The following is a 25,938-nucleotide window of genomic DNA, read 5'->3' on the forward strand; positions in this document are numbered from 1 at the left end:
CAACAAAACAAAGGGGCAGGTTTTACCCTGCCCCAACCAAGAAGCTATTGATCAAGTCCACAGCCAAAGACTAGCAAGACGCTACGTGTACTAGACCTCGTAGGTTTTGTTGCCGCTAAATTTGATTGAGGCAGGCTCTGGGTTGCTGCCAATGTTGCGGTCGTTCTTGCCGACGTAAGGACGACCGGGGTTCACCTTCTCAGGGAAAACGCCATCCTTAGGATGCAGATACTGAATCTCACCGCTTGGGAAAATGCGGTAGATCTTGTAGTTATCGATTTTGGGCTTGAACTTATTGCGAAGCTGCGCTCCTAGAGCGATGCAATACTCTTTACGAGCTAGATACAGCAGGTTATCTCCCTCCTGCATCGTTGCAGCGCCACCAGTTGGCATTTCAAATACCTGCGCCTTAGGGCTAGTCCAGGTAATTGCATATTTTTCTTCTACTTCAGCTTTGGTCAGCAAGCCACCTGTGCTGCCGCCAAACAGGGGAGTTTGTCCAGTAAGAGTTTCTGCCATGAATTTGTCTCTGAACATTTTTTGGCATCGTATCACCGCGAGTTCACCCAAATCTCGACTTCTTGAGGAACTGTTACAGAAGTTATGAATTATGAGTGATGGGTTATAAGTTATGAAGAGTCATGAAGTTTGAATTTATGCCGAACCCCAAGAGGTGGGAATTTGTGCCCCAACTCAAAACTCATGACCCAAAGTTCGTAACTCTTAACTTCTAACTCACTCCAACTGCGGCATCATTTCCAACGTCCCCAGTCCTAACTCTTTAGGAGAGAGCGATCGCGTTTCAAACAGCGCCATCATATCTTTGAACTCAGGCTTGCCTCTAGATGCCCCTTTTAGCCCTCTGGCAATCACCAAACCACAGAATCCCTTGGTTTTTTTGCAGCGCTGATCCCATTTTTTGCGGGCTGCGATGTGAACGGGGTCATCTTCCTCAAATTCACCAAACAGATGCATTTCACCATTTTGGGTTTTGAGGATGCCTAAATCGTAAGACTTGTCTGCCAGTGGATCTTTCCCAGGGTTAAAGCAAATAGACTCTAAGCCGCCTGCTGCTTGCAGTTGTTCAATCAGGGCGATCGCCTTGGGACGAGACGTTTGAATCAAAATTACCGGGAACCCATCGGACTTGGTGGGAAACTCCTCCTCAGCAGGCTGATGATGCTTGGCTCCCAGGCGCAGATACTCCACCACTTCCCAAGACATTGCCCCCAGGCTGAAGAAGGCATCTGACGGAATCAGGTCGTCGCGCAGGACAGGAGCTTGATTTTGCAAAACCTCATACAGGTCGTCAAAGTCAGAGTCAGTAGACATCTGAAACAGTTCTTCTGCCAAATCAGGCATCGTGGCGACGGTGACTGACACTTTGGTCTTGGAATGAGCAGAATCAGGAACGCGATAACGGCTAGAAAGAGCGGGAAACTCTCCTGTGTTGAGCGTCTTTTGGTGCTGCTGAAGAAATCGATGCAGCGCGGTCAGCGCAACTAAGACGGCGATCGCTTCTTCTTCATACAGAGAAGGGCGTAGCCCCTCCAAAGGATGCAAGTTGCCGAACGATGGACGAATGCCCATTTCGACAAACGCGCCATCCATTTCTTCGTCAGCCTCTTCAAACCCTTCTGAATCCTCAAGCTGATCAAACGTCACAAAGAAACAGTCCTGCTCCAAAAATGCTTCCTCCATGCGCTTGGGGGAATCATTGGCAAGGAGCACCTGCTGCCGAAAATGCTTCAGCGAATCCAGAGAGCGATACATCAGAATGCCATATTCGACTCCCAGCATCCCCAATATGGAAACATACAGCGTTCCGACATCGCCATAGTTCAACTCAATGGAGAGAATTTTTTCCTCATCTAGTGCCTCCCAAGGGGCATCGTTCCAGATAGCAAGCGCTGCCTCCATTAACGTTTCTGCCTGCTCCGGCGGAAGCTGCGGTTGTCTGGACGTAGCGATTTCTTGCAGCCCCCGAAAGATTTCATCAATTAGCGGCAGGGTTTGCACATAGTCAATGGTGATGCCTAAGTCTTGCAGCACTCCCCGCAAAAAAAACTGAATTTCGCGATTGCATACGACGATCTTTTGGGGACGACCCGGACTGATCGAAGCATGAGGGGTCTCCATTGCCCGGATCAGCGTTCGCACAATCGCTTCTGGGCCAGTTTCAGCAGGCACCACATCCATTGCTCTCACCATTGCCTCACTGCCATCTACCCAGAGAATGCATTCTCCTCGCATATTTGCATCTGGCTCGATACTGGCTGCTACCCGGGGGGAAATAGCGCGGCGATCGCCCTCCCACACGCTAGGAAGCTGACGTAGCTGCTGGAGGCGGCGGCGGGTAGAGCGATTGAGAGCAGTCATAGACCAACCAATTGATTGAGTGATTAGTGTGGGTTTAGATGAAACGCTAAGCCTGAAAGCAAGAATCAGTCTTAAGTGGGCTTAGCAAACCCAGGACGTGAGGGCATAGACATTCATCTTAAACATTGAATGACCTTCTCTAACCTCTTTTATCAGCGCATCTGATAGAGGGAGTTGACCTCAAGACCACCGCACCAGCCAAAGATTGCCTCAAATCCGCTACGATCAGGATAATAGATGCAGGAACATAAAGTAATTCAACCTGACTCTGCACGGTCAATTCGCAGGATTGAAAACTTTGACAGGGCACGTTTGATAGCACTAAGGAGTCTCTAATACCCATGACACAAGCAACCCAGTCTCAACAACGGGGCATTCAGATGACTGAGACAGCCCTAAACCATGTCCTGATGCTACGGGAAAGGCAAGGCAAGGATCTCTGCTTGCGAGTTGGAGTCAGGCAGGGAGGCTGCTCTGGAATGTCTTACATGATGGACTTTGAAGACGCTAGCAATATTAGAGAAAGTGATGAAGTGTACGACTACGAAGGGTTCAAAGTAGTCTGTGACCCTAAAAGTATGCTTTATCTCTATGGTTTGGTTTTAGACTACAGCGACGCAATGATCGGTGGCGGCTTCCAGTTCACTAACCCCAACGCTAATCAGACCTGCGGCTGCGGCAAGTCCTTTTCTTGACATGTGTGGCTGATTTAATTTTTGAGAGGGTGTTTATGAAAGCACCCGCCCTGAGGGCGGGTGCTTTCATAAACTACCCAGAATTGCTGTAGCGTTTAAGTTTAAAGAGTTAAATTGGGACGCTGTATGACTGAGGTTGAGGTTACAGTTGAAACGTTGTTCGATCAAGGCATTGAGCGGTATCACGCAGGCGACCCTCCTGCAACGTTGATTCCGGTCTTTAAAGAGGTGTGCGATCGCGCCCCTAAGAGTAGTCCTGCCTGGACGTGTCTAGCCTGGCTGTATTTGCTGGACAGCAAGCCGACACAGGCTTACAAAGCTGCTCAAAAGGCAGTTAAGCTGAATCCTCAAGATCCGCAGGCGCGAGTTAATTTGGCGATCGCCATGCTGGAAACAGCTCAAAAAGGAGTTCGACAGCACGTAGAAGTGGCTGAACAACTGATCATGGCTGTACCCGAACTGCGCGACGAAGTTAAACAGAATGTTGAAGAAGGGTTAAGCAGAAAACCAGACTGGAAAAGCCTGAACCGAGTTAAGGAATGGCTGTTTGGCAGCTAGTCCAAGCTTTCACAAGTAGCCTGTTGCAAAAGTAAGGCAATGTCCTTGATGCGACCTAAAAACGCCGATTAACCTCAGAGTTGGTCGGCGTTTTAGCTGTCGAAGCACAGCATTTCTGTTATTTCGAGATTGTAATCTTAAGCTCAAAATAATTTAATGATAGATCTGAAAATCTAATGATAAGATTCGATGAAGTAAACGATGAGCTGTTCTTATCGCTATTCGTTGCATCAGAGCTTTTAAAAAATTCAAGGAGTTGTTAACTATGGTCACTCACAACGTTGAAGTGAAGCCGGATACTCGTAATCACAAAGGATTTTTTGTTCAAGAAGCGTCTTACAAGTTCATGGGCATTGATCAATCAGGTTGGGCGTTGATTTGCATTGACGATGCAACTTGCCATTATGTAGATCCAGATAATCTGCAGCTTTCAGAAGAATCTAACGAATTAGTCTAAGCAGGCTTTTACAAGCTTTCATGAGTACTTTTGTTTTCTGCTTCTACTAATGTGGCTGTTCTTCTCAGAGAGTGCAGCCATATTTTTTTGCTAATCTGATGACTGGCATTGTTTTTCACTTTTAAGCAACGAACTCTTTACACTCGGTCTACTCATCTTTAAGCTCAAATTATTCACAGATTTGATGAAAGACAAACTTTTAAACTGGCTAAATCAGGCTTTAATGCTAAACATTTTTTTAGTTTTGTTTAGCTTTTTTTGGCTAGCGATCGCTGTTCTAGGACGCTCTTTAAACATCCCTCTTGGGTTAGAGCTTTGGTACAAACTGTGGGAACCTGTCTTTACACCTTCAATCGGAATCTTAATGGGAGGTGCAGTCCTCAGCGGTGTAATCAGTTGGGTCAACAAACGTTTGGATTCCCAATCTAACTGACCGATTTGCCTCAAAGAATGTTTGTGAAGTTTGATCTGCGATCCAAAAACCTGTAGGGCGTAGCGTTCAGGTCAGAACTTCTAGAACGTGCGAGGGTTCATCGGCAGGATACTAGGCTCCTCAAGAGGACGTTCGCTATTTCTCAGATTTCCTTTAAGGAAAAGTTTTTATACCCACTTTGGTAGTGTTGTGCATTTAGCAGCCTGTGATACGGTTTATGGCTGATCGTCCTGAGGACGACTCGCATTTACCGTAGTTTTTGATACTTCTCCATTTGTGGAACTTCCATTTAAGTCGGGAATTCTACAGTACTAACCACCGTTTTCACCTGGTTTTTATTCAGGTTCAGTTTTCTTATGAAGAAAAGTCTTTTAACGCTGCTAGCGGTTTCAGGTTTGCTGATTTCTCCGATCGCTTCACCTCAGCAAGCTGCCCTGGCGCAACGGGTTGTCGATGTCAGCCCCGATGTGAATAGTCAAAACGTGCCGCCTGACACTTCCATCTCTGGTCAATTTGACACGAGCAACACGCCCGCGGTTGACCTCAACTCTGTGCGAATTCTCGTCAATGGACAGGATGTCACCAATCGCAGTACGGTGACGCGGAACTTCTTTAGCTACCGTCCTACTCAACCTTTGCCTCCGGGTCAATCACGAGTGCAAATTGACTACCGTAACGCCAACGGTGAACAGCGTAGTGTCAACTGGGCATTCACCGTGCAGCAACCTCAAGCTGCGGTGCAGGTTAGCTCAGTTACGCACAATGCTGCCAGTAACCCACTTGGCCCAGGCACCACATTTTTGGCAACCATTAATGGCACGCCCGGTTCACAGGCTGCAGTTTTGTTGATTCAAGATGGACGCACTGTGCGAGAGCTACAGGCTCAGGAAGTTTCCTCTGGCGTGTATGTAGCAACGCTGAACATACAGTCGAGCGATCGCCTGAATGAAGGAATTGTCGTCGGTCGCCTGCGTCGCCAAAACCAAACCACCTTTGGAGCTGCCTCTCAACCCGTCGTATTTAACCCCAATGCTGGCGGAACGGCTGTAGTACCAGACAGCAGTGGCTCAACGGGCAACACTGGAGGTAATACCGGAGGCAACACTGGATCGGGCAACACTGGAGGTAACACCGGAGGTAACACTGGAGGCAACACGGGCAGCACAACCCAGCAGCTTCAACCCAGCTTTACCAGTCACCGTAATGGGGGTGAAGTCAGCGGCAGCGGTTTCACACTGGTGGGTCAAACTCGCCCCAATGCCACTGTCGATGTGCGGGTCACGTCCAGAGTCTCGGTGCTGGGTGTCGTTAACCTGGGCGGACAAACTCTGCTTGACGAAGAAGTTACCGCTGACCGAAATGGACGCTTTGAAGTAGAGGTTCCCGGACCTCGCATTCCTGTCCCCGGAACCCGCTACACCGTTCGTGCTGCGGCTAGCCTCAATAATGAGACAAGCCGACCTACCGAAATCACACTGACTCAGGATTGAGGGTACAAAAAGTTTAAAAGATCGAGGCGGAAGTGTAGTGCTGCTATGCTTCCCCTCGATCTTTTGGAACGTGGAGTTGTTAAGGTGACTATTTGTCCTTTGTCAATCAGAATGTTGTGGGAAATCTACGGTGCGACCACAACCTGATGGGTACCATGCGGAACGTCAATTCATCCGACATATCCCAGATTAGGAGTGACTTCCCATTTCCTCCTTCAATTCAATCTATTAAGCATTACTTCTCCGATTGAAGTAAGTATTGTTTTTTGGTAGGTGTGATTAAGGAATCGTCTGTAGTTGATTACCAGTTCAAGTCGAAGCCACACAACGATGAACTTGTGGGAAAACTTGAGTTAACTGCACCACGAAAGGAATTACCACATGAATCTTAAAGATGTTATTGAACTTGTAAATCAACCGATTGAACAACATCGTGTAAAAGTTGGAGAGCGTCCAGAGTCTACTCCAGTGGTATGGCAGAGAATTGATATGACAGTGGAAGAGGCGAAGCTGGCTGTTCGGAAACTTGAAGCTAAAAAAGTTCAATACCAGAAAGTCATGAACAACACTCAAGCAGGAGGAGAAATTACCAAATTAGCTGCTAGCGGCGCTGGGATGGCAGCTATGGTAACAGGCGCTGCTTTGATGCTATTTCCGCCTACTGCAATCGCTGGTGCAATTACACTTGTGTCAGGTATTGGTGCAGCAGGCGTCGGTAAGAGTGTTGGTGATGGCGTTGAGGATATTGGAGCAAATAGCAATACACAGGCAATTCAACAAATAGATGCCTATATTAATTCCATAAAAAATGCCATTATTGCTTCGCTTTAAGTCAGGTCAAGTTGCGTAGTCTGCCCTCTTCCTTCAACCGTGCCTTCCAAAAATAAGGTCAGACTTGCTGAAGAATCAGGAAAAACTTTTCCCGAAGGGGTTGAATGTCGCTAAAGCCAGCGAAGTAATTCCCCGGCAGGGTTATGACGAGTAGAGCGTAGAAGGTTGTGAGAGTATCAAAGCTGACTTCTCCAAGAAGCGATCGCCTCTTGAGCCGCAGTATGAGCAGGCGTATTAGCAGGAACCAATGCAGCTGTCTGTACCGCACTGTTTAACCGACCCCGCTCTGCACGAGAACGAGCCAAATCGAGAATTGCTTGGCTCCATTCACCGATCAACTGCTGTGCCTCATTATGCAAAGGCTGGTTGGCGGGAATTTGACGCGCAATGGTAATCGCCCGATTGTAAGAAGAAGCCTGGTTGCGTCGAATTAAGCTTCGTGCCTGCTGCAAAGTTTCCTGGTTGGCTTGCTGCTGCTGCCATCGGGCAATTGATTGTTGCGCGGCTGAGTAAACTTCTGGGCTACTAGACGGAACCAAACGGGCAGCAGCGATCGCAGAATTCAAATTTCCCTGTCCGGCTCTTCCTTCAGCCAGGTCTAGAATGACTTGGCTCCAAGTTGCAATACTCTGCTGGGCTTGTTGATACAAGGGTTGTCCGGGTCGAACCTGACGGGCAATAATGATCGCCTGACTAAAATCAGAAGCCTGATTGGTTGCATTCAGCGCTCTAGAGCGGCTTAACACGGCTCTCGCATTGTTCAAAACCGCTTGATTTCGCTGGCGGGCCTGGTTTAGTGCCTGTTCTGCTTCAGTTCGCAGTTGAGTGTAGTCTTCTGTGCGCTGTTCGGTTGGGATCTGGTCAAGCAGGGCGATCGCTTCCTCCTGGCGCTGATTTTGCAGAGCAGCACGAGCATTGCCTATCGTTGCAGGGGGTGTAGACTGTCCTTCCCCATTCTCAGCAGTAGGAGAGGGTTGTTCTGAGTTCGGTAACGCTTCAGCATCAGGAGACTCTGGCGCAGCCATAAACGAACTTGCTCCCTCTGACGAAGCATCAGGGGAAGGAGCAGGTGCTGGCGGAGAGGATGTTTCTGGGTCAGCAGGGCTGGAATTAACACTTGAAGTGGCAGCTTCAATTCCGTCAGATCCGTCGGAATCTTCAGAAGCCACCTCCGGAGCAGGGAAAAATGAATTTCGCAAGGCGGCCCAGTTGCTCAGCAGGACGCCCAAAAATAGCAACAGCACTGCCACACTGCCCCACAGCTGCACTCTTTGCCAAAACACATCGTCTGACTCAGACTCAACGTCTTCATAGGCTACATCGACTGAAGTAACTGAAGCAGGGCTATTTGTTCCTTTGCCATTGAGCGTTTCAGCGTTGCCGTTGAGGGTTTCGGATGTCAAAACCGGATCAAGATCATCTGCAACAGAAGGCTGTGTTGGATGAACAATTAGGCTTTGAGAAGGGCTAATCGATGAAGTGGTTGGTAAATCGCTTGCTACAAAATCAGGGCTGTAATCTGCTCCAACTTTGGCGATCGCCTGCTGCGGCAAAATCAGCTGATGTCTTTGCTCAACCGGAATGATGGCTAAGGGCTGCTGTTTGGGTCGCCAATGGTAGTCACTTAGGGCAGGCAGGCGATCGCTCAAATAATGAGCCAGTGAGTCAGACGTGATGCAGCCGCGATAGCGCAATCCTTCTAATAGCGCTGCTGTGAATAGTCCTTGACGCAGAGCCAGCGTTTCATGGGAAGTCTGCTCGGGTTGACAAGACAACAGCGTTGCGATGCCGTAAGTGTCTGCCAGTGCAATAGTTTGCTCACCAATGCCTTCGCCCGCCAGAGCATTTTTGCTGCGATTCATGTCTAGCGTTAGCAAAATTTTGTCAGTTGGTGCTGCTTTTAGCAGCTTAAACACTTCCTCAACGGCAATTCCTGTAGTGGCTACCTGCTCCGGATCGCCATCAATCGGCATCAGATAGTCTTGCCCTTCAAACTGCATCCCGTAGCCGCTGAAAAAGCACCAGAGGAAGCCACCTGCTGGCAATTGCTCCTGACACAGTTGAGTGACGTAGTCGCGAACATTCTCTCGATTGGGATAAATTGCACCCCGCTCCACCTTCGCGTCGGAGTCAATCAGCATCAAACACTGATCAGGAGCAAAACCTGCTTCACCTACCCAAAAGTCGCGCATTGCCCGTGCGTCGCGCTGGGCATAAATTAGCGGTTGGAAGAACTTATACTGATTGATGCCAATTGCGATCGCCCAGTAACTTGTCATTACAGATGCCCCAAATAAGTACTAAATAGGGTGCCCAGAAGATAACACAAATAAGTGGTTTATCGGCAAAAATCTACCTGATTTTGAGGCAAGGTCTGAGCCAAAAAATCAGAAGAGGATTAGAAGTCGTGCCGTTCACTATTGCTCTGAGTCTGGTTGCCACCTCAAGTTAGTGATGATTGATTTTAACTAGATCTGAATATAAACTTTCGCAGTTCACTAAAGTCAAGAATCTTCTTTAGGGAGCATGACTGAGCATTCTCATATCGTTATCTTCTGCATATATGGCAACGCCAAATTAGACCTGTCCCGAGAGAGCTTGCCATGACTTTTCAGCTTTGGAGGAATCTACTGTGGAATTCTTGAAGTCTGTTTCCATACAAGGGAATGTTCAAGTTAAATCCTGCTTTTGCTTGGGTTTAGGAAGGGCAATCGCCCCTGTTATGGCAACTGTTTTAGGGTTGTCCAGTGGAGTCTTGCTAGTGGAAGCGATCGCCCCCCAAGCTGTCCACGCTCAAACCAATCAAGTTAGCGTTTCCCTCCAGCGCCAACCTAACGAAAGTTTTGAAACACTGATCAACCGGGCAGAAGCCGCTGCTAGAGCAACTGCGCAGCAAAACTTTGCAAGCAGCGCAACGAGTGGTGTAGCCGTCACGGTTCTAGGTGAAAGTGCTGGTTTAGTAGCTCCCCTTCTGTCCCTAGAAGTCAACCGCGATAATTGGCGTAGTCGCCCAGACCCTCAGCAATGGGCAACCTACTACAGCGATGCCAGAACCCTACTAGGCTTCGAGAGCCTTGCTCCTGCTACCGCTGCACAGCCCACCCCAGCGGTACCAACCCAACCCACAGCAGACCCCAACAACCCAACAACACCCGAGCCAACCGCTCAAACTCCCGCAACTACTCCTGCGACAACGATTGTCATTCCACCTAATGCTCAGGTTAGTCCTACGACTCAACCCACTTCAGGAACTTCTTCACAGACACCTCCAGGCAATATCACTCCGGGTGAGCCTCAGCAGGCTCCAGGTACCCCAGGCACTCAACCCAGCAACACACTCAATCAACAACCCGCAGGACAATCTGAGAGCAATACAGGCAATTCCCAGCAGCCTGCTCTTGGAGATCCCAGCGTTGGAGAAGACACCAGCGACACCGCTCCCCCAACTCAAAACGATATTCAGCAACCTGAAATAGGAGATCCCAGCGTTGGCGATCAAAACACTACGAATGAAGCTCCTCAAACTGAAGTAGATACTCCTGGAAGCGTTCCTTCACCTGGGCCCGTCGGGGTACCCGAGGTTTACGATCCTGGACCAATTGGGGTACCTCGTTCAGGGGTTGGAAAATAGCGTGAAAAACAGACTATAATCGAAAGGTTGTAAAATTTCAGCAATCACGGTCATGGCTCAGCCTAAGAAGAAAACGTCCAAGTCTAAGCGAGACAAGCGCAAAGCGACCTGGAAGCGCAAAGCAACGTTGCAAGCTCAAAAAGCTCTCTCGCTCGGTAAGTCAATCCTGACTGGGCGCTCTGCTAGCTTTGTCTATCCCGAAAAAGAAGAAGAAGAGGAAGAATAAGCGACGGCAATTATTGCTGTTGGCTTAACTTCTAAAGGCAGTTCAATAAAGCTATTGCCGCTTAAAGAGCTGCTGCACATAAAACTACCTAGAAGGTTTGTCCCGCGCACTGCACAGGGCAAACCTTTTGATTTTTAGGAACTGGGTATTGAGTACGGTGAGTTGAGCGATCGCTCAATAGATCAAAGTCCCATAGAAGAAAGTCCTATAAAAGTTGGACAAATTCTTCAGAGGGTAACTTCAGCGGCTAATTTTGCTACACAGTTAGATAGAAGATGGAATGATTGCCTACCATCCCTATATGCCGCTACTCTAAACCACTATGCTGGGAAAATTTTTTCAAAAGCCAGGTCCCGAGCTACAAGATCGCGTACCTCCAGGACAACACCTGACCAAAGGGTTTCCCGTGCTGACCTACGGACAAACCCCGACCGTCAATTCTGAAGATTGGCAGTTTAAGGTTTGGGGACTAGCTAAACCGGTTACATTTAGCTGGTCAGACTTCATGCAGATGCCTCAAAGTGACTTCACGGCTGACTTTCACTGCGTCACCACCTGGTCAAAGCTAGACGTGCAGTGGACTGGAGTAAAAGTAACAGATTTTATCAAGCATATAGAAGTTGACCCCAAAGCTGCCCACATCCTGGAGCACTGCTACGGCGGATACACCACCAACATTGCCCTTGACGATTTTCTGCGAGAAGAAAATTTCTTTGCTCACACGCTTTTCGGTGAACCACTTCCCCCAGACCACGGCGGGCCGATGCGGCTGGTGGTGCCTCACCTATATGCCTGGAAGAGCGCCAAGTGGATCAATGGCTTAGAGTTTCTTGATCACGAAGAACTGGGATTTTGGGAGCGAAATGGCTACCATCGCCGAGGTGAACCCTGGGCCGAAGAGCGCTACAGTGGGCGATTCTCTTAGTTCTGAATGCACCAGGACAGTAGTTTTACTCTCTTCCTGTTTAAAGATCAGGTACTAAAAGATTCAGGAATACACCCCTGAATCTTTTAATGGGAAAGGAGTAGGAGCAGGTTATCTGGGAGAGCTTGACTTAAGGCAAATGCCAAAATGGCGCTGCCAACGGGGACAGTCAGGTTATCAATGCCAAATTTGGAGAAAGCTTCTAAGCCTGTCGCGGTAAGGGCGATCGCCCCTGCAATTAGCCAGGTTTGCCAGACATTTCCTTGAACACTGAGCAAAATTAAGCTACTGACGAGATAGCTGGCGATCGCCATCGTCAGCGACCCCTCCCAGCTTTTTTCAATTCCCCACAGTTTGTAGCGATGCTGTCCCCAGCGTTGCCCCACCAGTGCTGCCAGTCCATCTCCCCAGGTCATGACCAGAATGCCTATCACTGCATACTGGGGTTGCTGCTGCCAAAAAACGGCAATCAGAACGCCAATGCTAACTGCATAGAAGAACGTTCCCAAACTTTTACGCCCAACGCTGTTAAGGCTGGGCAGGAGAGAAACTCGGTAGGAGAGGAGCGTCACTGCACTGAACAATATCGACGCAGCAATTCCTACCCATGCTGGAATTTGGAGCCACCAAGCCAGCAGAATAACATTGCCCGTGCCGATGTGAATGACCTTTCGGACTGCCTCTGGCTCTGCCCATCTTGAGCGATTTAGGGCTTCTGCCAACAGCAAAACAACCCCTAACCAGACTGCGACGATCAGTAGTTGCAGCCAGAGAGCTGGCGCAGATTCTAACCAGGAAGTTGAACTCACCAAAAGCTGAAGCGTTAGAACAAGAAAAGATTGCTGTTTTTCACTTTAATGGATTTGGCGTGATGCGGGTCATTCTCAATCCAGAGTTATTCCCTCTCAGCCTCCGTTATACTGATTCTTAAGCTTTGTTTAATTTTATGTCTGCCCAAACTCCCTCTATCCAGTTTTTTGAAGGCGTTCCTGAAACACTTAGTGATGTCAGCCTCCGAAAAAACCGCACTTCTGGCATTCGCAGTGTGCTGCTGGTGTTTCAAGAACTGAAATCACTGGAAAGATTCAGGAGCTACACCAAAAGGTTCACAAACTCTGTTCGCTTAACCGATGAGGAAGGCGAAATTAACATAGAACCGTCCTCTGTACAGTTTATTTTTGGCGGACCAGAAGGGGATGATTTAAAGCGGTTAGAGTGCAAGTTTGAGATCGATCGAGAAGACCACTGGGAGCGGTTTATGCGCTTTATGCACCGCTACGCAGAGGCAAACGGTATGGTTTATGGGGAAGTTTAATGAAAGTAGCAGTGACGGGTGCAACCGGATTTGTCGGCACTCGATTGGTAGAGCGACTCAACGCCGAAGGACACACAGTTGTAGTGCTGACCCGCAGTCTCGAGCGAGGCAAGCAAGTCTTTCCCGCTACAGCATTTCCAAATGTGGAAGTGTTTGCTTACGCACCCTTAGAGTCGGGAGAGTGGCAAGCCGTGATTTCGGGCTGTGATGGCGTGGTCAATTTGGCAGGAGAGCCGATCGCCGAAGGACGCTGGACGCTACAGCGCAAGCAAATTATTCTCGACAGCCGCAAGGTCGGAACTGAGAAGATTGTAGAAGCGATCGCCCGAGCAAATCCTAAACCCTCAGTGCTGGTCAACTCCTCAGCAGTCGGCTACTACGGCACTAGCGAAACAGCAACCTTTGATGAGAGCAGCCCGGCAGCGGATGATTTTCTGGCGCAGGTCTGTCAAGCCTGGGAAGCTTCTGCTAGCAAAGTGAAAGAAAGTGGCACACGGCTAGTCATTTTACGCACAGGCATTGTGCTGGGAATGGGCGGAGCGATCGCCAAAATGCTGCCACCCTTTCAACTCTTTGCAGGCGGTCCGCTTGGCAGTGGTCGCCAGTGGGTTTCCTGGATTCATCGAGAAGATTTGGTGAACCTCATTCTGAGTGCTTTGACTCAACCAAACATGGAAGGAACATTCAACGCCACCGCACCTAACCCGGTTCACATGTCTGAACTTTGCAATACCTTGGGGGAAGTGCTAAATCGTCCTTCCTGGCTCCCCGTACCTGACTTTGCGCTAGAAGCTCTGCTGGGAGACGCTGCCATTGTGGTACTAGAAGGTCAGAAGGTTTTGCCCAAGCAAACACAGGCTTCTGGCTTCAAATATCAGTACCCTTTAGTGAAACAGGCAGTACAGGAAATTGTTCAAAAGGTTTAGCACTACTGCTGACCAACAAAATTCGCGACTAGAGAAACCCGTTTAAACGGGTTTCTCTTTTATGGCTGTAGTTTAACCACTACGCTAAGCTCAAATGATTTGCCTTCGCCTGTTGGATCGCTTAATCTTCGATTTGCTTAGCAGAAACTTCTACCGCCTCAACGTCAACTGTGCCAGGAGGGGTAAGGCGATGAAAGTGCCGCTTCTCCATCTTTAGAGGTTCACTGCAGTTAGGACAACGCAACTGCATTCCGTTGATGGCAGTGAAACTGTAACTACACACCGGGCAATTGTCTTCAACTAGATTGCGCTGCAACCACCAGCGGAAGCCCAAGAAAGCGATCGCCGGAGTAATCAAAAGCAACCCAATCAGGATCACAAAAGATTTGACTAGCCAGCCCAGCCCAATTGCACCCAATAGCCAGACAACTGCAAATATAGTGAGCCAAAAGCTAAAGCCAGATAGGTTTAGCTGTAGGTTTCTGTAGCTGTTTTGGTTCACAGTAATCTCCTTCAATCAGCCAGACTAGCTAGATTTTGCATTTGCTCCGTTCCAAGGTGGCAACCTCGACAAGAATCAAACGCTCTCCAGACCTTCCTTCAGGATAGGATATCTGGCTGACCAATGACAGGAAGAATCTTGTCAGTCAAGCTAACTCCTCAAAAGCTGGACTGCAAGAGATGATGGAGTTTGTGAGTCAAAGCATCTCGACCAAACAGGGCGATCGCCTGCTCCCTTAGCCACGCGCCATCACAACGGCGATCGGAGAGCTCACCATTCACCTGTTCGCAGCCTTTGAGCATTTCAATACAGGCATGAGCAACTGCCTCCGGATTTCGGTGGGGTACCTGCCAGCCCAGTTTGCCATCCTGGAGCGGATCAGCAGAGCCATCTGCATCACCCGACAGCACAGGTACACCGCAAGCCATCGCTTCCAGATACACAATGCCAAAGCCTTCTTGTGACGGCATCACATAAGCATCTGCAAGCCGATAATGCTCCACCAATGCTTCAGTTGGCACAAATCCGGCAAAAACAACTTGATCTTCAACTCCCAGATCCTTCGCTAGCTGAGCCAATCGAGGTTGGTCATCGCCGCGTCCAATCACTAGATACTTGACTTCTGGAAAAACCTGGGCGATCGCAGGCAGTGCCCGAATCGTCACATCTACACCTTTGTAAATGTCTCCAGACCACAGCCGCGCTACGGTCATCAGCACCTTGTGATCGACCAAATCATACTGCTTTAGCAGCGCTTCAGATTTAGCTCCAGGTGTAAAGTAATCCCCATTGACAATGCAAGGTAAAAATTTCACCTTGTTTGGGTTAAGTCCGTTTGCCTCGCAAGCGCGATCGCGGCTGTAGCGACTGATTGTCCAAATCTGGTCAGCATGGTGCAGTGCTTCACGATCTCGCTTAGGTAAGGTTGTCCATACCTCTTTGCCGTAGGTCAGCACCGTGTAGGGAATGCCCAAAGGACGACACAGCCATTGCACCAGCGGAGCTAGATTCACATGACCACAAAATACTCGCTGCGGTCGGTGTTGCACCAGATAAACGAGTAGGGCGACCGCCAGCCGAATGCGTCCTAACCTCGGGGACTTTGTTCTCAGGTATCTAAACCTGAAAAACCGCGTAGCAAAAGGATTTGAGCAATCCTGTCCATCTCGCAGGAGAAATACGTCAGCTTCAGGAACGTCAGTTAGCTCTGAATAGCTGCGAAAGATATCCTTGACGTAAGACTGAATGCCACCCTCTCGCGCAAAAATTTCTAGAAAAATAAACAGATAGGGAGCAGCAGCGATCGCAGGGCTGGGTTCTTTGAGAGAGTTGCGCTGAGTCACAGGTGGGTTCGTCAAATTGCTTATAGTGGTTAGGGAGCAGCAGGAGTAACTGCACCTGATTTCAGGCGCTCCAGATCCTTCAAAACCATTTCTTGAATTAGTGCCTCAAAGCTGACTTGAGGTTGCCAGTTCAAGTTCTGTTTGGCTTTAGCAGGATTGGCGACTAAGTGAAAATGCTCGTCGGTACGAATCAGCTTCGGATCGACGTTGACATATTCTGCCCAATTTAGGTCTACACAAGCAAAAGCCGCCGCCGCAAGTTGCTCGACGCTATGCAGTTGCCCTGTACCAATCACATAGTCTTCGGGTGTTTTGGCTTGCAGCATCCGCCACATTGCCTCAACGTGATCTCCGGCATAGCCCCAGTCACGCTTAGCTTGTAGGTTACCCATCTCCAGGCGATCGCTTAAACCCAACTTGATTGATGCGACAGCTAGAGCAACTTTACGCGTAACAAAATTGGGAGGACGGAGCGGAGACTCATGGTTATACAAAATGCCGCTACAGGCAAACAAACCATATCGCTGGCGATGATGCACCATTGTCCAATGGGCGTGTACCTTTGCTGCCGCATAGGGGTTCATCGGACGGAAGGGCGTGTTTTCGTCCTGGGGCGACTGATCAACCTGCCCAAACATCTCTGAACTGCTTGCCTGGTAAAACCGCGTAGCTAAGCCAACCTGTCGCACGGCTGACAGCAGGCGAGTTGCAGTGCCTGTGACCAAGTCCAGCGTCCCTAACGGATCAGACCAGGAAGCAGGGACAAAGCTAGGAGCCGCTAAATTGTAAATCTCGTCGGGTCGAAGCTGCTCGACAGCTTCCAGGAGAGCTGCACTGTCAGTTAAAGCAACAGAGTACACTTCTACCTGCCCTGCCAGGTCGCCCAACTTAGCTAAATTACTTTGCCGCTGCGGAGGAATTAGCCCCACTACACGATAGCCGTGCTTTAAAAGCAAACGGCTCAAGTAATAACCATCTTGACCCGTGATTCCTGTGATTAGAGCTGTCTTCGACATGCGTTCACTTTATCTCCATCACGCCGCCCGCACGACCAGCAATGATTTAGATGGGTGAATCTCTTTAGCAGAAGCGATCGCTGGTAGCTGCTAAATCGTAGCAAACTCCCCCTCAAACTCAATCCCAAAACCTACTGGATTAACCGAATCTTTGTATCCAACCGAGAAAAATATCGCTAAAGCTTTATCAGCCCGTTATATCTGGTTAGCCCTTGTCAGGCACAGTTTGTTCTTTGGTTGCGTGTTTGACGATTAATAAGCAATTTCTATTGTCTGGCGATCGCTCATAAACTACATAATCAGCCAACCGCCTGAGCAAAAACCAGCCATAGCCCCCCTGCCGCAAAGTACCAGGTTCAGGCTCTTCTAAAACATCCGGGTTGAAAGGCTTGCCCTGATCCCAAATGCGAATCTCCATCCGGTCATTCCAGAGACACAAATCGATCTCAATTGTCGTTTCTGAAGGAAGCTCGTGATGAGCGTGACGCACCGCATTCGTAAATCCTTCAGTCAAAGCCAGATTCATCGGATAATGCTGCTCTTTGAGCCAAAACGACTTGGCAGCATATCGCAGACAAAACTGGTCGAACCACTCCTGGATGTGCGTCAAGACGCTCAAATCACTCTTAACGATTAAATGATCGTGCTGCAACATGCCCACACTCAGCCAGGACTCAAATTCCACTGAGCTTAAGTAGCCAATTTTTTGATTAGTTGCCTACTTAGCCGCATTGTTAGCAATAAAATGATGTCTTAGTCAACAGGTTAGAACACATCTTTTAGTTAAAAGCTGCAGGTTCAAAACGCATAACGCCTGCGTTGCCCTACTGGAGATGCACCCACATCCCAATAAACCAACACAGGCGTAAAAGAGCATTCTAAACAACTTTAGAACCAGAAAATCTGGAAAGCCCAGCTTTCTCTTAGAACAGTCCCCAAGTTAGGGATTTGTCAATTGGGAAAGTTGCACCCACTCCCAGCCAAATCGTGACGAGCGTACCAAACAGAAACACGCTGGTCGCGATTGGACGACGGAAAGGATTCTGAAACTTGTTAACACTCTCAACGAAAGGAACAAGGATCATGCCCAATGGGACAGATGCCATCGCCGCAACACCCAACAGCTTGTTAGGCAGAATACGGAGAATCTGGAATACGGGGTAGAGATACCACTCTGGCAGAATTTCCAGAGGAGTTGCGAAGGGATTAGCAGGCTCTCCAGTCAGGGCTGGGTCCAGGACAGCTAGGGCGACGCAGCAAGCAATCGTTCCCAGAATTACAACGGGGAAGATGTAGAGCAGGTCGTTTGGCCAAGCGGGTTCACCATAATAGTTGTGACCCATGCCCTTCTTGAGTTTTTCGCGCAATGCGGGATCGCTAAGATCCGGCTTTTTAACAGTTGCCATAGCCTATGGTGTTCTCCTTTGGGTCTGAGACAGGAAGTAAAGAAAGGTTAAGCAGTGCCGTTCAACAATTACAGCCTAGTTTACCGAAATCAGAGAATCAACATCTGCCACCCAAGGATACAATTTGCCAACCTTGCGAGGTCTGAAACCTACAAGGGGCCAGAAATACCCTGCTTGCGGATCATCAAGAAGTGCAACAGCATGAAGACTGCAATCAGCCAGGGTAAAACAAAGGTGTGAGCGCTGTAGTAGCGGGTTAGCGTTGCTTGTCCCACACTGGAGCCACCCCGTAACATATCAGCAATCAATGTACCTACAACAGGAATCGCTTCGGGAACACCAGAGACGATTTTGACTGCCCAGTACCCAATTTGATCCCAGGGCAGGGAGTAGCCGGTTACACCGAAGGAGACAGTGATTACAGCGAGAATAACGCCGGTTACCCAAGTCAACTCACGGGGTTTCTTGAAACCACCCGTCAGATAAACCCGGAAGGTGTGCAGGATCATCATCAGCACCATCATGCTGGCAGACCAGCGGTGAATGGAGCGAATCAGCCAACCAAAGCTAACGTCGGTCATCAAATACTGAACTGACTCGAACGCCTCTGCTACAGTCGGACGGTAATAAAAGGTCATTGCAAATCCAGTCGCAAACTGGATTAGGAAACAGGTCAGGGTAATTCCACCCAGGCAATAGAAGATATTAACGTGGGGAGGGACATATTTGCTGCTGATGTCATCAGCCAGTGCCTGAATTTCCAGGCGCTCCTCAAACCACTGGTAAGCTTTCGAGTCGGTTACCTGCTTAGTAAACATGAAGCAAGAGTTCCAAAAAATGTGTTGCTGTCAATAGAAAATGTAACATAGCCGTTGGGTAGATTTCACGGTCGAAACCTTCTCTTGGGCAGAGGTTAGGCGATTTTAGGTTCAGACTTGCTACTATCTTGCTACTATGTTCTCTTTAACTTTCGTAGCTGAGGCTTAAGGATAGGGATCAGACGTTTCGAGATTTGCGCTGACTCAGTCAGCTTGTGGCAACAAGTCTTTACCTAAGTTTAAGATCTGCTTTATGAGAAAACAGTTTTTTCGAATCGGGCTGCTTTTAGCATTGTCGGTTTTGATAGTGTTGGGCAGTTGGATTCCAGTCGCAAATGCTTTTACTGAAGAGCAGAAGTTGCTCAGTGAGGTCTGGCGGATTGTAGACCGAGCCTACGTAGATGACACGTTTAACCACCAAAACTGGTGGTTTGTACGGCAGCGGGCGCTGAAGCAACCTTTAGAGAACCGGGAGCAAACTTATACTGCTATTCAGCAGATGCTAGCGAGTTTGAACGACCCGTTTACTCGGTTGCTTAAGCCTGACCAATATCGCAGCTTGCAAACCAATACGTCTGGAGAATTGACGGGCGTAGGCTTACAAATTGCCCAAGATGGGGAAACTGGTGAACTACGGGTAATTGCACCGATTGAAGGATCTCCGGCGGATCAAGCGGGAATTCAACCTCGCGATCGCATCCTCGAAATTGACGGGTCCTCGACTGCAACTTTGACGCTAGACGAGGCGGCAGCGCGAATGCGGGGACCGATTGGCAGTGAGGTCACCCTGAAGGTAGGGCGATCGGAATCTGAATCAATAGAGGTAAAGCTAGTACGCGATCGCATCAGTTTGAACCCAGTGTATGCAGAGTTGCGTTCCCAATCAGAAGGAAAGGCGATCGGCTACATTCGGCTGAACCAATTCAATGCCAATGCAACGGCTGAACTTGCCCATGCAGTGAGCCACTTGGAAGCAGAAGGAGCAGAAGGCTACATTCTAGATTTACGCAACAATCCGGGTGGGCTGTTGCAGGCAGGCATCGAAATCGCTCGACTCTGGCTAGAGCAGGGAACTGTTGTGTACACGGTCAACCGTCAGGGAATTCAAGACAGTTTCGACGCGACTGGGCAGGCAATTACCGATGACCCACTGGTCGTTCTAGTCAACCAGGGAACAGCTAGCGCCAGCGAGATTTTGGCAGGCGCATTGCAGGACAACGGACGGGCTTTGCTGGTCGGCGAAAAAACCTTTGGCAAAGGGCTGATTCAATCGCTGTTTAACCTATCGGATGGTTCCGGCCTAGCAGTGACGATCGCCAAATATGAGACTCCAAATCACCATGACATTAATCGTCAAGGCATCGTGCCGGATTTGGTTGTTTCCCTCGACCCAATTACTCGTGACCAGGTAGGTACGGCTGCCGATCGCCAGTATCAAGCTGCGGTGGACGTGTTGACTCAGCAAACGGTGGTTGCAGGTGCAGCCTAACGTGGGGCGAACCTATCACGATCCCTTACATGGGGCGATCGCCCTTGATCAGAGTGACCCAGTTGAGGCGCTGCTGATTCGGCTGATCGACACTCCAGCATTTCAACGGCTGCGCCGAATTCGGCAGCTTGGTCCAGCCAGCCTCACCTTTCACGGGGCAGAAGGGTCACGGTTTACCCATTCTTTAGGCGTGATGGCGATCGCCCGTCGCGCCTTTGACCGCATTGCTCATCACTACCCGCTGCTCAAACCTTACCGAGCAACCGTACTTTGTGCAGCCCTACTGCATGACGTAGGGCATGGGCCGTTCAGCCACACCTGCGAAGATATCTTTGGCTGTCACCACGAGCACTGGACAGGGCGAATCTTGCGGGAATCTGCTCCTGTGAGGCAGTTGTTAGATGAGTTTGAGCCTAACTTATTGAACCAGCTTCAGCAGGTTTACCAGAAACAGCATCCCGTGCCGTTGGTGTGGCAGTTGGTTTCTAGCCAGTTAGATTGCGATCGCCTGGATTATTTAATGCGCGACAGCTACTTTACTGGAGCCAACTATGGCAAGCTAGACCTCGATCGCATCCTAATGGCAATGAGCTACGACCCCGTGAGCCAGCAGCTTGTGGTTGCACGGAAAGGTATGGCGGCGATCGAGCATTACCTGATTGTGCGCTACTTTATGTACGCTCAGGTTTACAACCATCCCAAAAACGTTGCTGCGGTCTGGGTGTTAGAACACGCCTTCAAACGAGCACGAGAACAGCTAAACCTGGGTAACTTACAGGCAGATGAAGTCGTCACGGCATGGCTTCAGGAGGACTGCGACCAACTGTCCCTGACGCAGTATCTAGATGCTGATGATGGTGTGTTTGCCTATCATCTGCATCGCTGGCAGGGCCATGCAGATCCAGTTTTGGCAGACTTGTGCCGCCGCTTCTTAGATCGGGATTTACTAAAAACTTTGGATATCACGCATTTGGGAATCGCACAGCAGACTCAACTGTTGCAACGGGTGCAGAATTGGCTAGCAAAGACAAGCATTCCACCCCTTTCTCAACCCCAGTACTATGCAGGGCTTCACACGGCTCTGAGTCACGGCTATACGCTTTATCAACGTGGCATTAAGCTAGCAACAGAAACCGGATTGCAAGAAATCAGCGATCAGTCACCCTTAGTGAAAACACTGATTCAGCCCTGGCAAAGAACCTGGCTACTCTACCCGCGCGAGCTTGACCCAGCATTACTTATAACGACTTAAGAGGCTGGTACGGCACTGAGGCAACTGCCTTTGCAGAGGAATCTGAATCGTAAACTCAGCCCCCTGACCAGGGGTAGAGCGGCACTGCATCTGCCCCTGATGATTACCGACAATGACTTGATAGCTTACTGATAGCCCCAGTCCTGTGCCTTCACCGATCGCCTTGGTGGTAAAAAACGGATCAAACAGTCGCGCTTTAACCTGCTCTGAAAAACCCGTTCCGTTGTCTGAAATTTGCACAATTGCGTGATCGCCTTTCAGTAAGGTTTGAATCCAAATCTTAGGAGACTGCCATTCGCCTAGCTGACCTTCCCTCAGATGCCATTCTTCTGAAACATTCCATTTTCGTTCTAGCGCTTCGATTGCATTCAGCAGGATGTTCATAAAAACCTGATTGAGCTGCTTGGCATAGCACTCTACTAGCGGCAGGTCGCCATAATCTTTGACAACCTGAATCGCTGGATGCAGATCATTAGCTTGGAGCCGGTTTTCCAACAGCATCAGCGTACTCTCGATGCCTGCGTGAATGTTGACCGCCTTGAGGTCTGCCTCATTCAGACGGGAGAAATTGCAAAGTGACAAGATCAACTGGTGAATTCGTTCCGAGCCAACTTTCATCGACGAGAACAGCTTTGGCAGGTCTTCCAACAAAAAATCCAGGTCGGCGGACTCCGTCTTTGCCAAGATTTCGGCTGACGGTTGAGGATAGTGTTTTTGGTAGAGCCGAATCAGATTCAGCAAGTCCTGGATGTGACTATCAGCATGAGTCAAATTGCCAGAGATGAAGTTAACGGGATTATTGATTTCGTGGGCAATTCCAGCGACAAGCTGGCTCAGGCTAGATATCTTTTCGCTCTGCACAAGCTGTGCCTGAGTCTGCTGCAGTTCAGCCAGGGTGCTTTTTAGTTGTTCAGCTTGGTTGCGGTACTTTGCCTCAGATTGACGCAAAATCGCTTCCGTTTGCTTGCGTTCAGTGACATTCTCAAACATTCCCAGGATGTAGCACCCACTTCCCTGAGGGCTGTGGATGAGCGTTGCGGTGAGATTTACCCAGAGGGTTTCCTGATTTTGCTTGAGGTAGCGCTTTTCAGTTTGGTAATTGGCGATCGCTCCCGCTATCAGTTGTTCGAACAGGTGGCAGTTCTGGTTCCAGTCATCCGAGTGGGTGATTTCTTGCACTGTCTTTGCTTCTAGCTTGGCACTGGTGTAGCCCAGCATTTCACACAACGCATGGTTGACTTTCATGATTTGACCGCTGCTGATGTTAGCGATCGCCATCCCAATCGGCGCATCTTCAAACACCTTGCGAAACCGCTCTTCTTGAAGCAGCGCTTGCTCTATGCGATCGCGCTCAATAATATTAGCGGTCAGTCTACGCCACAGCAGCCAGATTACCAGCCCAAACAGCGTCCCCAAACTGAGCAGCGACAATCCTAAATAGCGCAAGCTCAGCGCCCCCTGTTGATAAATAACTCTGGGCATATCTGCCCGCAGCAGCAAGGTGGGCTGCTCCTGGATGTCTTCGATTAGAACGTAACCTGCGATCGCATCGGAGTCTAAAGGCTGTATCCAGTTGGATTGCCCATTGAATAAAGCGGTACGAGCAGCCTCAAAATCAGGGGGTAGTGATCCAGCGATCTGACGCAGGTCGAGCGAAACGCGTGTCAGCTCAGACAAACGTGATACCTCAGCCGCATCTAAGTAGCGCCCCATCACCAGAGTGCCGCGACTTGGTCCTTCCAGATTGCTAGTCAGCACCGAATGGGCCGCTATCAGCATTGGACCATCTGGCAACAGCACAATGCCAGAATGTGGTTTGCCATCAGCATGATGAAGAATGCCGCTGTCTACAACGGCATCTTGCACAGCCTGAGAAACAGAAGTGATGTCAGAGCTAATTGGATCACGCCTTTGACTGAAGACAACTTGCTCCGAAGGACGCGCCATCAAAATGAGATGAAGGTTAAAGCTTTCCCACATCGCTTGATTGAGATTTAGCTTGACATAATCTGAATCTCTATTAGTGATGAACGCGTAAGTATCATCCCAAACCGCGTAGTCTCGTACAGTAGTACCAAGGATTTCAAAATCCTGCTTCAGCGCATCTAAAGCTCGCTCCAGGTTTTGATGCATTGCCTGAGCTTCTACGCGTTCGAAGCCGTGCAACAAAATTGCAGATGAAACAGAGAACATCGTACCTGCTGCACTCAATAGCGTCATTGCAATCACCAGCGGTAGGTGCGTGCGCTGAGTCGCTTGCTTAAACTTAAAGCGATTGCGTTTTGGGGTTGGTTTAAATGAAGAACTGCCTAAGTACACAGCATTTTATAAAGTGAAGGGTTAGAAACGATTCGTTTCAGTCAGCAGAGGTGGAGCCAGCGATCTACCAAAGACAACCCACCCTATCTACTACTCTCTTGCGTTTTACGTTACCGGAGAGATGCGCCCTTCAATCAGTCAGTCATGCTATTGAAAATAACTTTACTATTTACCTATTCTGCTTACTACGTAGATCCTACTACGTCTGTTCAGCAAAGACTCCGTATATGTGCTGGAAATGTCGTGATCTAACTCAGGGAATGTGCTAACTTTTGCTCCAAAGACCTTGATTCCTATCAAATTTAGGGCTACGAGATGCTACTTATCTAGCTTCTTTGGAAGCTTTCAAACGGTTGTAGTGTATCCCTTTCAGCTAGATCAAAAATACAGGAAAGGCAAACAGGAATTCAAAAATATTCTTTCACTCCCAGGAAAATTGGAGATTAGAAATTTCGATAAAGATGGGATGAAGTTCTAATCAAGTCTTTGGTTTTAGCGATCGCTGTGGATCTATCAAAACCATCACACGCTTCTCAACCATAGCGACCTGCTCTGCTCAAAATGAGGAACAACCGTTTTGGCAGTAGAGGTTAGTAGAATGGTGGCGATCGCACTCAACTTTGGATTTGCTCTATTGGTGCTGCTGGTATTTGGACTGCTGCAATGGCTGCACATTCCAACAGGCAGCTTCCTCGACTGGATTATTGGCATTGCTGTCTTTGAATGGCTATTAGTGATTGTGACAGTGCCCTGGAACGTCCACTTCGACGCAAAGGAAGTGTTAGCTGAGGCAGACCAATCTGAAGAAAAAGGAATTGAGGTAAACGCCAAGCAAGTTGAATATGCTACAAAAGTAGCTCAAGCTTCGCTCTGGGTAGCGATCGCCCTTCACCTGATTTCTGCGGTTGGACTCTACACCCTAGCTGCCAATGGTATTAGTGCGATCGGCTACATCGGCTCTGGGGCAGCATTGTTGCTCACAGTGCTGCGTCCAGCAGTCAGAACTTACCAGTATTTAGCAATGCGGCTGACAATGATTCGCCAGCAGATAAAGTATCCCCGCGAGGACGTGCTAGAACTGCGCGATCGGGTCTTCACGCTCGAAGAAACCATCAAACGCTTGGAAGAACAGCTTAATCCTAACGAATCAACTTCCTGGGTATCGACCCAGCAGCGAGATTTAGAAGCCACCCGCCAGCAGTGCATTTGTTTAGATGCTCAACTACGAGAACTTCAGGCAACCAACCAAGCAGAGCACGAGCGAATCATGAGAGAAGCAAAGGGGGCGATCGCTCAACTCAGCACCGACGGTCAATTTCTAGAACATGTGCGCGAAATTATTCGCTTTTTTAAGACGGCCTAACTTCTATCAGGCTGTATTAACCGTGAGCTGATTTACAAATTTTTAAGTGGTGTTACCAATCGACTTGTTGTTTTTACAACTCGTTGTTGATCGATCAGAAATATCGGGAATGTTATGAACATCTCCAGAGTTTAGATGTCTTCGCCGAGCCAACTTGCTTCCGGGCGATCGCTCTCAGCTCTAGAGAAATCCCTGTCTATGTATCAGAAAGTCGGGCATTTTCGGATTCTACTAACACAACGAATTTCGTAGGTAACTAAACATGGCTGTTGAAAAAGTAAACTCCTCCTCTAGCTTGGCTGAAGTCGTTGATCGCATCCTCGACAAAGGCATCGTTGTTGACGCATGGGTTCGCGTTTCCCTCGTTGGAATCGAACTGCTAGCTATTGAAGCTCGCGTCGTGATCGCTTCCGTAGAAACCTACTTGAAGTATGCCGAAGCAGTCGGTTTGACCACTCAAGCTGCCGTTCCCGCCTCCTAGGAAATCCCCAAAGTTGGGGAGCTACTCCGGCTCCCCTCTTTCCTTTGGGTCAAATAGATTTATCTGAACTTCTCTTAATTCAA

General features: G+C 49.0%; 26 protein-coding genes. 15 read left to right on the forward strand and 11 right to left on the reverse strand.

Annotated features, from left to right (window positions below; all coding sequences use genetic code 11):
- Window positions 1-90: 90 nt before the first annotated feature.
- Both H6G00_RS25275 and H6G00_RS25280 read right to left on the reverse strand, forming a co-directional pair.
- Complete coding sequence (locus H6G00_RS25275; protein ID WP_190643645.1) at window positions 91-519, reverse strand: photosystem I reaction center subunit II PsaD; 429 nt, start codon at window positions 517-519, stop codon at window positions 91-93.
- A 216-nt stretch (window positions 520-735) separates the two neighbouring features.
- Window positions 736-2,379, reverse strand: a complete 1,644-nt coding sequence (locus H6G00_RS25280) for a hypothetical protein (RefSeq protein ID WP_190798844.1) — start codon at window positions 2,377-2,379, stop codon at window positions 736-738.
- A gap of 341 nt (window positions 2,380-2,720) precedes the next feature.
- Between H6G00_RS25280 and H6G00_RS25285 the strand changes: the two genes are divergently transcribed.
- The 6 genes from H6G00_RS25285 (at window position 2,721) to H6G00_RS25310 (ending at window position 6,843) form a co-directional block, all read left to right on the forward strand.
- On the forward strand, window positions 2,721-3,074 hold the full coding sequence (locus tag H6G00_RS25285; RefSeq protein ID WP_190643643.1) for an iron-sulfur cluster assembly accessory protein: 354 nt from the start codon (window positions 2,721-2,723) through the stop codon (window positions 3,072-3,074).
- Window positions 3,075-3,200: 126 nt separating this feature from the next.
- The gene (locus H6G00_RS25290) at window positions 3,201-3,632 is read left to right on the forward strand and encodes a tetratricopeptide repeat protein (protein ID WP_190643642.1); all 432 of its coding nucleotides are present in this window, start codon (window positions 3,201-3,203) and stop codon (window positions 3,630-3,632) included.
- A 265-nt stretch (window positions 3,633-3,897) separates the two neighbouring features.
- Window positions 3,898-4,089 carry a hypothetical protein gene (locus H6G00_RS25295; protein WP_190643641.1) on the forward strand — a complete coding sequence of 64 codons (192 nt, stop codon included), beginning with the start codon at window positions 3,898-3,900 and terminating at the stop codon, window positions 4,087-4,089.
- Window positions 4,090-4,273: 184 nt separating this feature from the next.
- Window positions 4,274-4,522 (forward strand): hypothetical protein, encoded by a 249-nt coding sequence (locus tag H6G00_RS25300; RefSeq protein WP_190798845.1) that lies wholly within the window; start codon window positions 4,274-4,276, stop codon window positions 4,520-4,522.
- A 356-nt stretch (window positions 4,523-4,878) separates the two neighbouring features.
- A complete protein-coding gene (locus tag H6G00_RS25305) occupies window positions 4,879-6,012 on the forward strand; it encodes a hypothetical protein (protein WP_190798846.1) in 1,134 nt (377 codons plus the stop codon).
- A 381-nt stretch (window positions 6,013-6,393) separates the two neighbouring features.
- Complete coding sequence (locus tag H6G00_RS25310; protein ID WP_190798847.1) at window positions 6,394-6,843, forward strand: hypothetical protein; 450 nt, start codon at window positions 6,394-6,396, stop codon at window positions 6,841-6,843.
- A gap of 176 nt (window positions 6,844-7,019) precedes the next feature.
- Here H6G00_RS25310 and H6G00_RS25315 read toward each other — a convergent pair whose 3' ends face one another.
- Window positions 7,020-9,122 (reverse strand): caspase family protein, encoded by a 2,103-nt coding sequence (locus H6G00_RS25315; protein WP_190798848.1) that lies wholly within the window; start codon window positions 9,120-9,122, stop codon window positions 7,020-7,022.
- Window positions 9,123-9,565: 443 nt separating this feature from the next.
- Here H6G00_RS25315 and H6G00_RS25320 point away from each other — a divergent pair, with 443 nt between their 5' ends.
- The 3 genes from H6G00_RS25320 to H6G00_RS25330 all read left to right on the forward strand — a co-directional run bounded on the left by H6G00_RS25320 (window position 9,566) and on the right by H6G00_RS25330 (window position 11,625).
- Entirely contained in the window at window positions 9,566-10,474 is a 909-nt protein-coding gene (locus tag H6G00_RS25320; RefSeq protein WP_190798849.1) for a hypothetical protein, read from the forward strand.
- A 52-nt stretch (window positions 10,475-10,526) separates the two neighbouring features.
- Window positions 10,527-10,700: a 50S ribosomal protein L32 gene (locus H6G00_RS25325; RefSeq protein WP_190643633.1), complete on the forward strand. Its 174-nt coding sequence runs from the start codon at window positions 10,527-10,529 to the stop codon at window positions 10,698-10,700.
- A 322-nt stretch (window positions 10,701-11,022) separates the two neighbouring features.
- A complete protein-coding gene (locus H6G00_RS25330) occupies window positions 11,023-11,625 on the forward strand; it encodes a sulfite oxidase-like oxidoreductase (protein WP_190643632.1) in 603 nt (200 codons plus the stop codon).
- Between the two features lie 86 nt (window positions 11,626-11,711).
- Here H6G00_RS25330 and H6G00_RS25335 read toward each other — a convergent pair whose 3' ends face one another.
- Window positions 11,712-12,437, reverse strand: coding sequence for a diacylglycerol/polyprenol kinase family protein (locus H6G00_RS25335; protein WP_190798850.1), 726 nt, complete (start codon window positions 12,435-12,437; stop codon window positions 11,712-11,714).
- A 134-nt stretch (window positions 12,438-12,571) separates the two neighbouring features.
- On the opposite strand from H6G00_RS25335, the gene psb28 reads away from it, so the two are divergent.
- Window positions 12,572-12,940 (forward strand): photosystem II reaction center protein Psb28, encoded by a 369-nt coding sequence (psb28, locus tag H6G00_RS25340; RefSeq protein WP_190798851.1) that lies wholly within the window; start codon window positions 12,572-12,574, stop codon window positions 12,938-12,940.
- Entirely contained in the window at window positions 12,940-13,866 is a 927-nt protein-coding gene (locus H6G00_RS25345) for a TIGR01777 family oxidoreductase (RefSeq protein WP_190798852.1), read from the forward strand. The genes psb28 and H6G00_RS25345 overlap by 1 nt, the downstream gene beginning before the upstream one ends.
- A gap of 121 nt (window positions 13,867-13,987) precedes the next feature.
- Here H6G00_RS25345 and H6G00_RS25350 read toward each other — a convergent pair whose 3' ends face one another.
- The 6 genes from H6G00_RS25350 to petB form a co-directional block, all read right to left on the reverse strand.
- Window positions 13,988-14,368: a hypothetical protein gene (locus tag H6G00_RS25350; RefSeq protein ID WP_190643628.1), complete on the reverse strand. Its 381-nt coding sequence runs from the start codon at window positions 14,366-14,368 to the stop codon at window positions 13,988-13,990.
- Between the two features lie 158 nt (window positions 14,369-14,526).
- Complete coding sequence (locus H6G00_RS25355) at window positions 14,527-15,711, reverse strand: glycosyltransferase (protein WP_190798853.1); 1,185 nt, start codon at window positions 15,709-15,711, stop codon at window positions 14,527-14,529.
- Window positions 15,712-15,740: 29 nt separating this feature from the next.
- A complete protein-coding gene (locus H6G00_RS25360) occupies window positions 15,741-16,727 on the reverse strand; it encodes a GDP-mannose 4,6-dehydratase (protein WP_190798854.1) in 987 nt (328 codons plus the stop codon).
- A 205-nt stretch (window positions 16,728-16,932) separates the two neighbouring features.
- Complete coding sequence (locus tag H6G00_RS25365; protein ID WP_190643649.1) at window positions 16,933-17,382, reverse strand: anti-sigma regulatory factor; 450 nt, start codon at window positions 17,380-17,382, stop codon at window positions 16,933-16,935.
- A gap of 268 nt (window positions 17,383-17,650) precedes the next feature.
- A complete protein-coding gene (gene petD / locus H6G00_RS25370) occupies window positions 17,651-18,133 on the reverse strand; it encodes a cytochrome b6-f complex subunit IV (RefSeq protein WP_190643625.1) in 483 nt (160 codons plus the stop codon).
- A 149-nt stretch (window positions 18,134-18,282) separates the two neighbouring features.
- Window positions 18,283-18,951, reverse strand: coding sequence for a cytochrome b6 (gene petB, locus H6G00_RS25375; RefSeq protein ID WP_190643624.1), 669 nt, complete (start codon window positions 18,949-18,951; stop codon window positions 18,283-18,285).
- Window positions 18,952-19,204: 253 nt separating this feature from the next.
- On the opposite strand from petB, the gene ctpA reads away from it, so the two are divergent.
- On the forward strand, window positions 19,205-20,440 hold the full coding sequence (gene ctpA / locus H6G00_RS25380) for a carboxyl-terminal processing protease CtpA (RefSeq protein WP_190798855.1): 1,236 nt from the start codon (window positions 19,205-19,207) through the stop codon (window positions 20,438-20,440).
- Complete coding sequence (locus H6G00_RS25385; protein WP_190798856.1) at window positions 20,430-21,692, forward strand: HD domain-containing protein; 1,263 nt, start codon at window positions 20,430-20,432, stop codon at window positions 21,690-21,692. The genes ctpA and H6G00_RS25385 overlap by 11 nt, the downstream gene beginning before the upstream one ends.
- Here H6G00_RS25385 and H6G00_RS25390 read toward each other — a convergent pair.
- Complete coding sequence (locus tag H6G00_RS25390; RefSeq protein ID WP_190798857.1) at window positions 21,675-24,011, reverse strand: CHASE4 domain-containing protein; 2,337 nt, start codon at window positions 24,009-24,011, stop codon at window positions 21,675-21,677. The two genes, H6G00_RS25385 and H6G00_RS25390, sit on opposite strands and share 18 nt — an antisense overlap.
- A gap of 598 nt (window positions 24,012-24,609) precedes the next feature.
- Between H6G00_RS25390 and H6G00_RS25395 the strand changes: the two genes are divergently transcribed.
- Complete coding sequence (locus tag H6G00_RS25395; RefSeq protein ID WP_190798892.1) at window positions 24,610-25,374, forward strand: hypothetical protein; 765 nt, start codon at window positions 24,610-24,612, stop codon at window positions 25,372-25,374.
- Between the two features lie 262 nt (window positions 25,375-25,636).
- Window positions 25,637-25,855 (forward strand): gas vesicle structural protein GvpA, encoded by a 219-nt coding sequence (gene gvpA, locus H6G00_RS25400; protein ID WP_190643620.1) that lies wholly within the window; start codon window positions 25,637-25,639, stop codon window positions 25,853-25,855.
- Window positions 25,856-25,938 lie beyond the last annotated feature (83 nt).

The organism is Leptolyngbya sp. FACHB-541, from assembly GCF_014695875.1.
In the GTDB taxonomy this organism is placed as follows: Bacteria; Cyanobacteriota; Cyanobacteriia; order Elainellales; family Elainellaceae; genus JAAUTN01.

Bases quoted from the DNA above. Each gene is read 5' to 3' on its own strand.
- H6G00_RS25360 (WP_190798854.1), bottom strand. From the start codon at position 16,727: ATGTCGAAGACAGCTCTAATCACAGGAATCACGGGTCAAGATGGTTAT.
- H6G00_RS25365 (WP_190643649.1), bottom strand. From the start codon at position 17,382: ATGTTGCAGCACGATCATTTAATCGTTAAGAGTGATTTGAGCGTCTTG.
- petD (WP_190643625.1), bottom strand. From the start codon at position 18,133: ATGGCAACTGTTAAAAAGCCGGATCTTAGCGATCCCGCATTGCGCGAA.
- H6G00_RS25320 (WP_190798849.1), top strand. From the start codon at position 9,566: ATGGCAACTGTTTTAGGGTTGTCCAGTGGAGTCTTGCTAGTGGAAGCG.
- gvpA (WP_190643620.1), top strand. From the start codon at position 25,637: ATGGCTGTTGAAAAAGTAAACTCCTCCTCTAGCTTGGCTGAAGTCGTT.
- H6G00_RS25295 (WP_190643641.1), top strand. From the start codon at position 3,898: ATGGTCACTCACAACGTTGAAGTGAAGCCGGATACTCGTAATCACAAA.
- H6G00_RS25305 (WP_190798846.1), top strand. From the start codon at position 4,879: ATGAAGAAAAGTCTTTTAACGCTGCTAGCGGTTTCAGGTTTGCTGATT.
- H6G00_RS25330 (WP_190643632.1), top strand. From the start codon at position 11,023: ATGCTGGGAAAATTTTTTCAAAAGCCAGGTCCCGAGCTACAAGATCGC.
- ctpA (WP_190798855.1), top strand. From the start codon at position 19,205: ATGAGAAAACAGTTTTTTCGAATCGGGCTGCTTTTAGCATTGTCGGTT.
- H6G00_RS25275 (WP_190643645.1), bottom strand. From the start codon at position 519: ATGGCAGAAACTCTTACTGGACAAACTCCCCTGTTTGGCGGCAGCACA.
- H6G00_RS25345 (WP_190798852.1), top strand. From the start codon at position 12,940: ATGAAAGTAGCAGTGACGGGTGCAACCGGATTTGTCGGCACTCGATTG.
- H6G00_RS25285 (WP_190643643.1), top strand. From the start codon at position 2,721: ATGACACAAGCAACCCAGTCTCAACAACGGGGCATTCAGATGACTGAG.
- psb28 (WP_190798851.1), top strand. From the start codon at position 12,572: ATGTCTGCCCAAACTCCCTCTATCCAGTTTTTTGAAGGCGTTCCTGAA.
- H6G00_RS25280 (WP_190798844.1), bottom strand. From the start codon at position 2,379: ATGACTGCTCTCAATCGCTCTACCCGCCGCCGCCTCCAGCAGCTACGT.
- H6G00_RS25310 (WP_190798847.1), top strand. From the start codon at position 6,394: ATGAATCTTAAAGATGTTATTGAACTTGTAAATCAACCGATTGAACAA.
- H6G00_RS25290 (WP_190643642.1), top strand. From the start codon at position 3,201: ATGACTGAGGTTGAGGTTACAGTTGAAACGTTGTTCGATCAAGGCATT.
- H6G00_RS25315 (WP_190798848.1), bottom strand. From the start codon at position 9,122: ATGACAAGTTACTGGGCGATCGCAATTGGCATCAATCAGTATAAGTTC.
- H6G00_RS25395 (WP_190798892.1), top strand. From the start codon at position 24,610: ATGGTGGCGATCGCACTCAACTTTGGATTTGCTCTATTGGTGCTGCTG.
- H6G00_RS25300 (WP_190798845.1), top strand. From the start codon at position 4,274: ATGAAAGACAAACTTTTAAACTGGCTAAATCAGGCTTTAATGCTAAAC.
- petB (WP_190643624.1), bottom strand. From the start codon at position 18,951: ATGTTTACTAAGCAGGTAACCGACTCGAAAGCTTACCAGTGGTTTGAG.
- H6G00_RS25325 (WP_190643633.1), top strand. From the start codon at position 10,527: ATGGCTCAGCCTAAGAAGAAAACGTCCAAGTCTAAGCGAGACAAGCGC.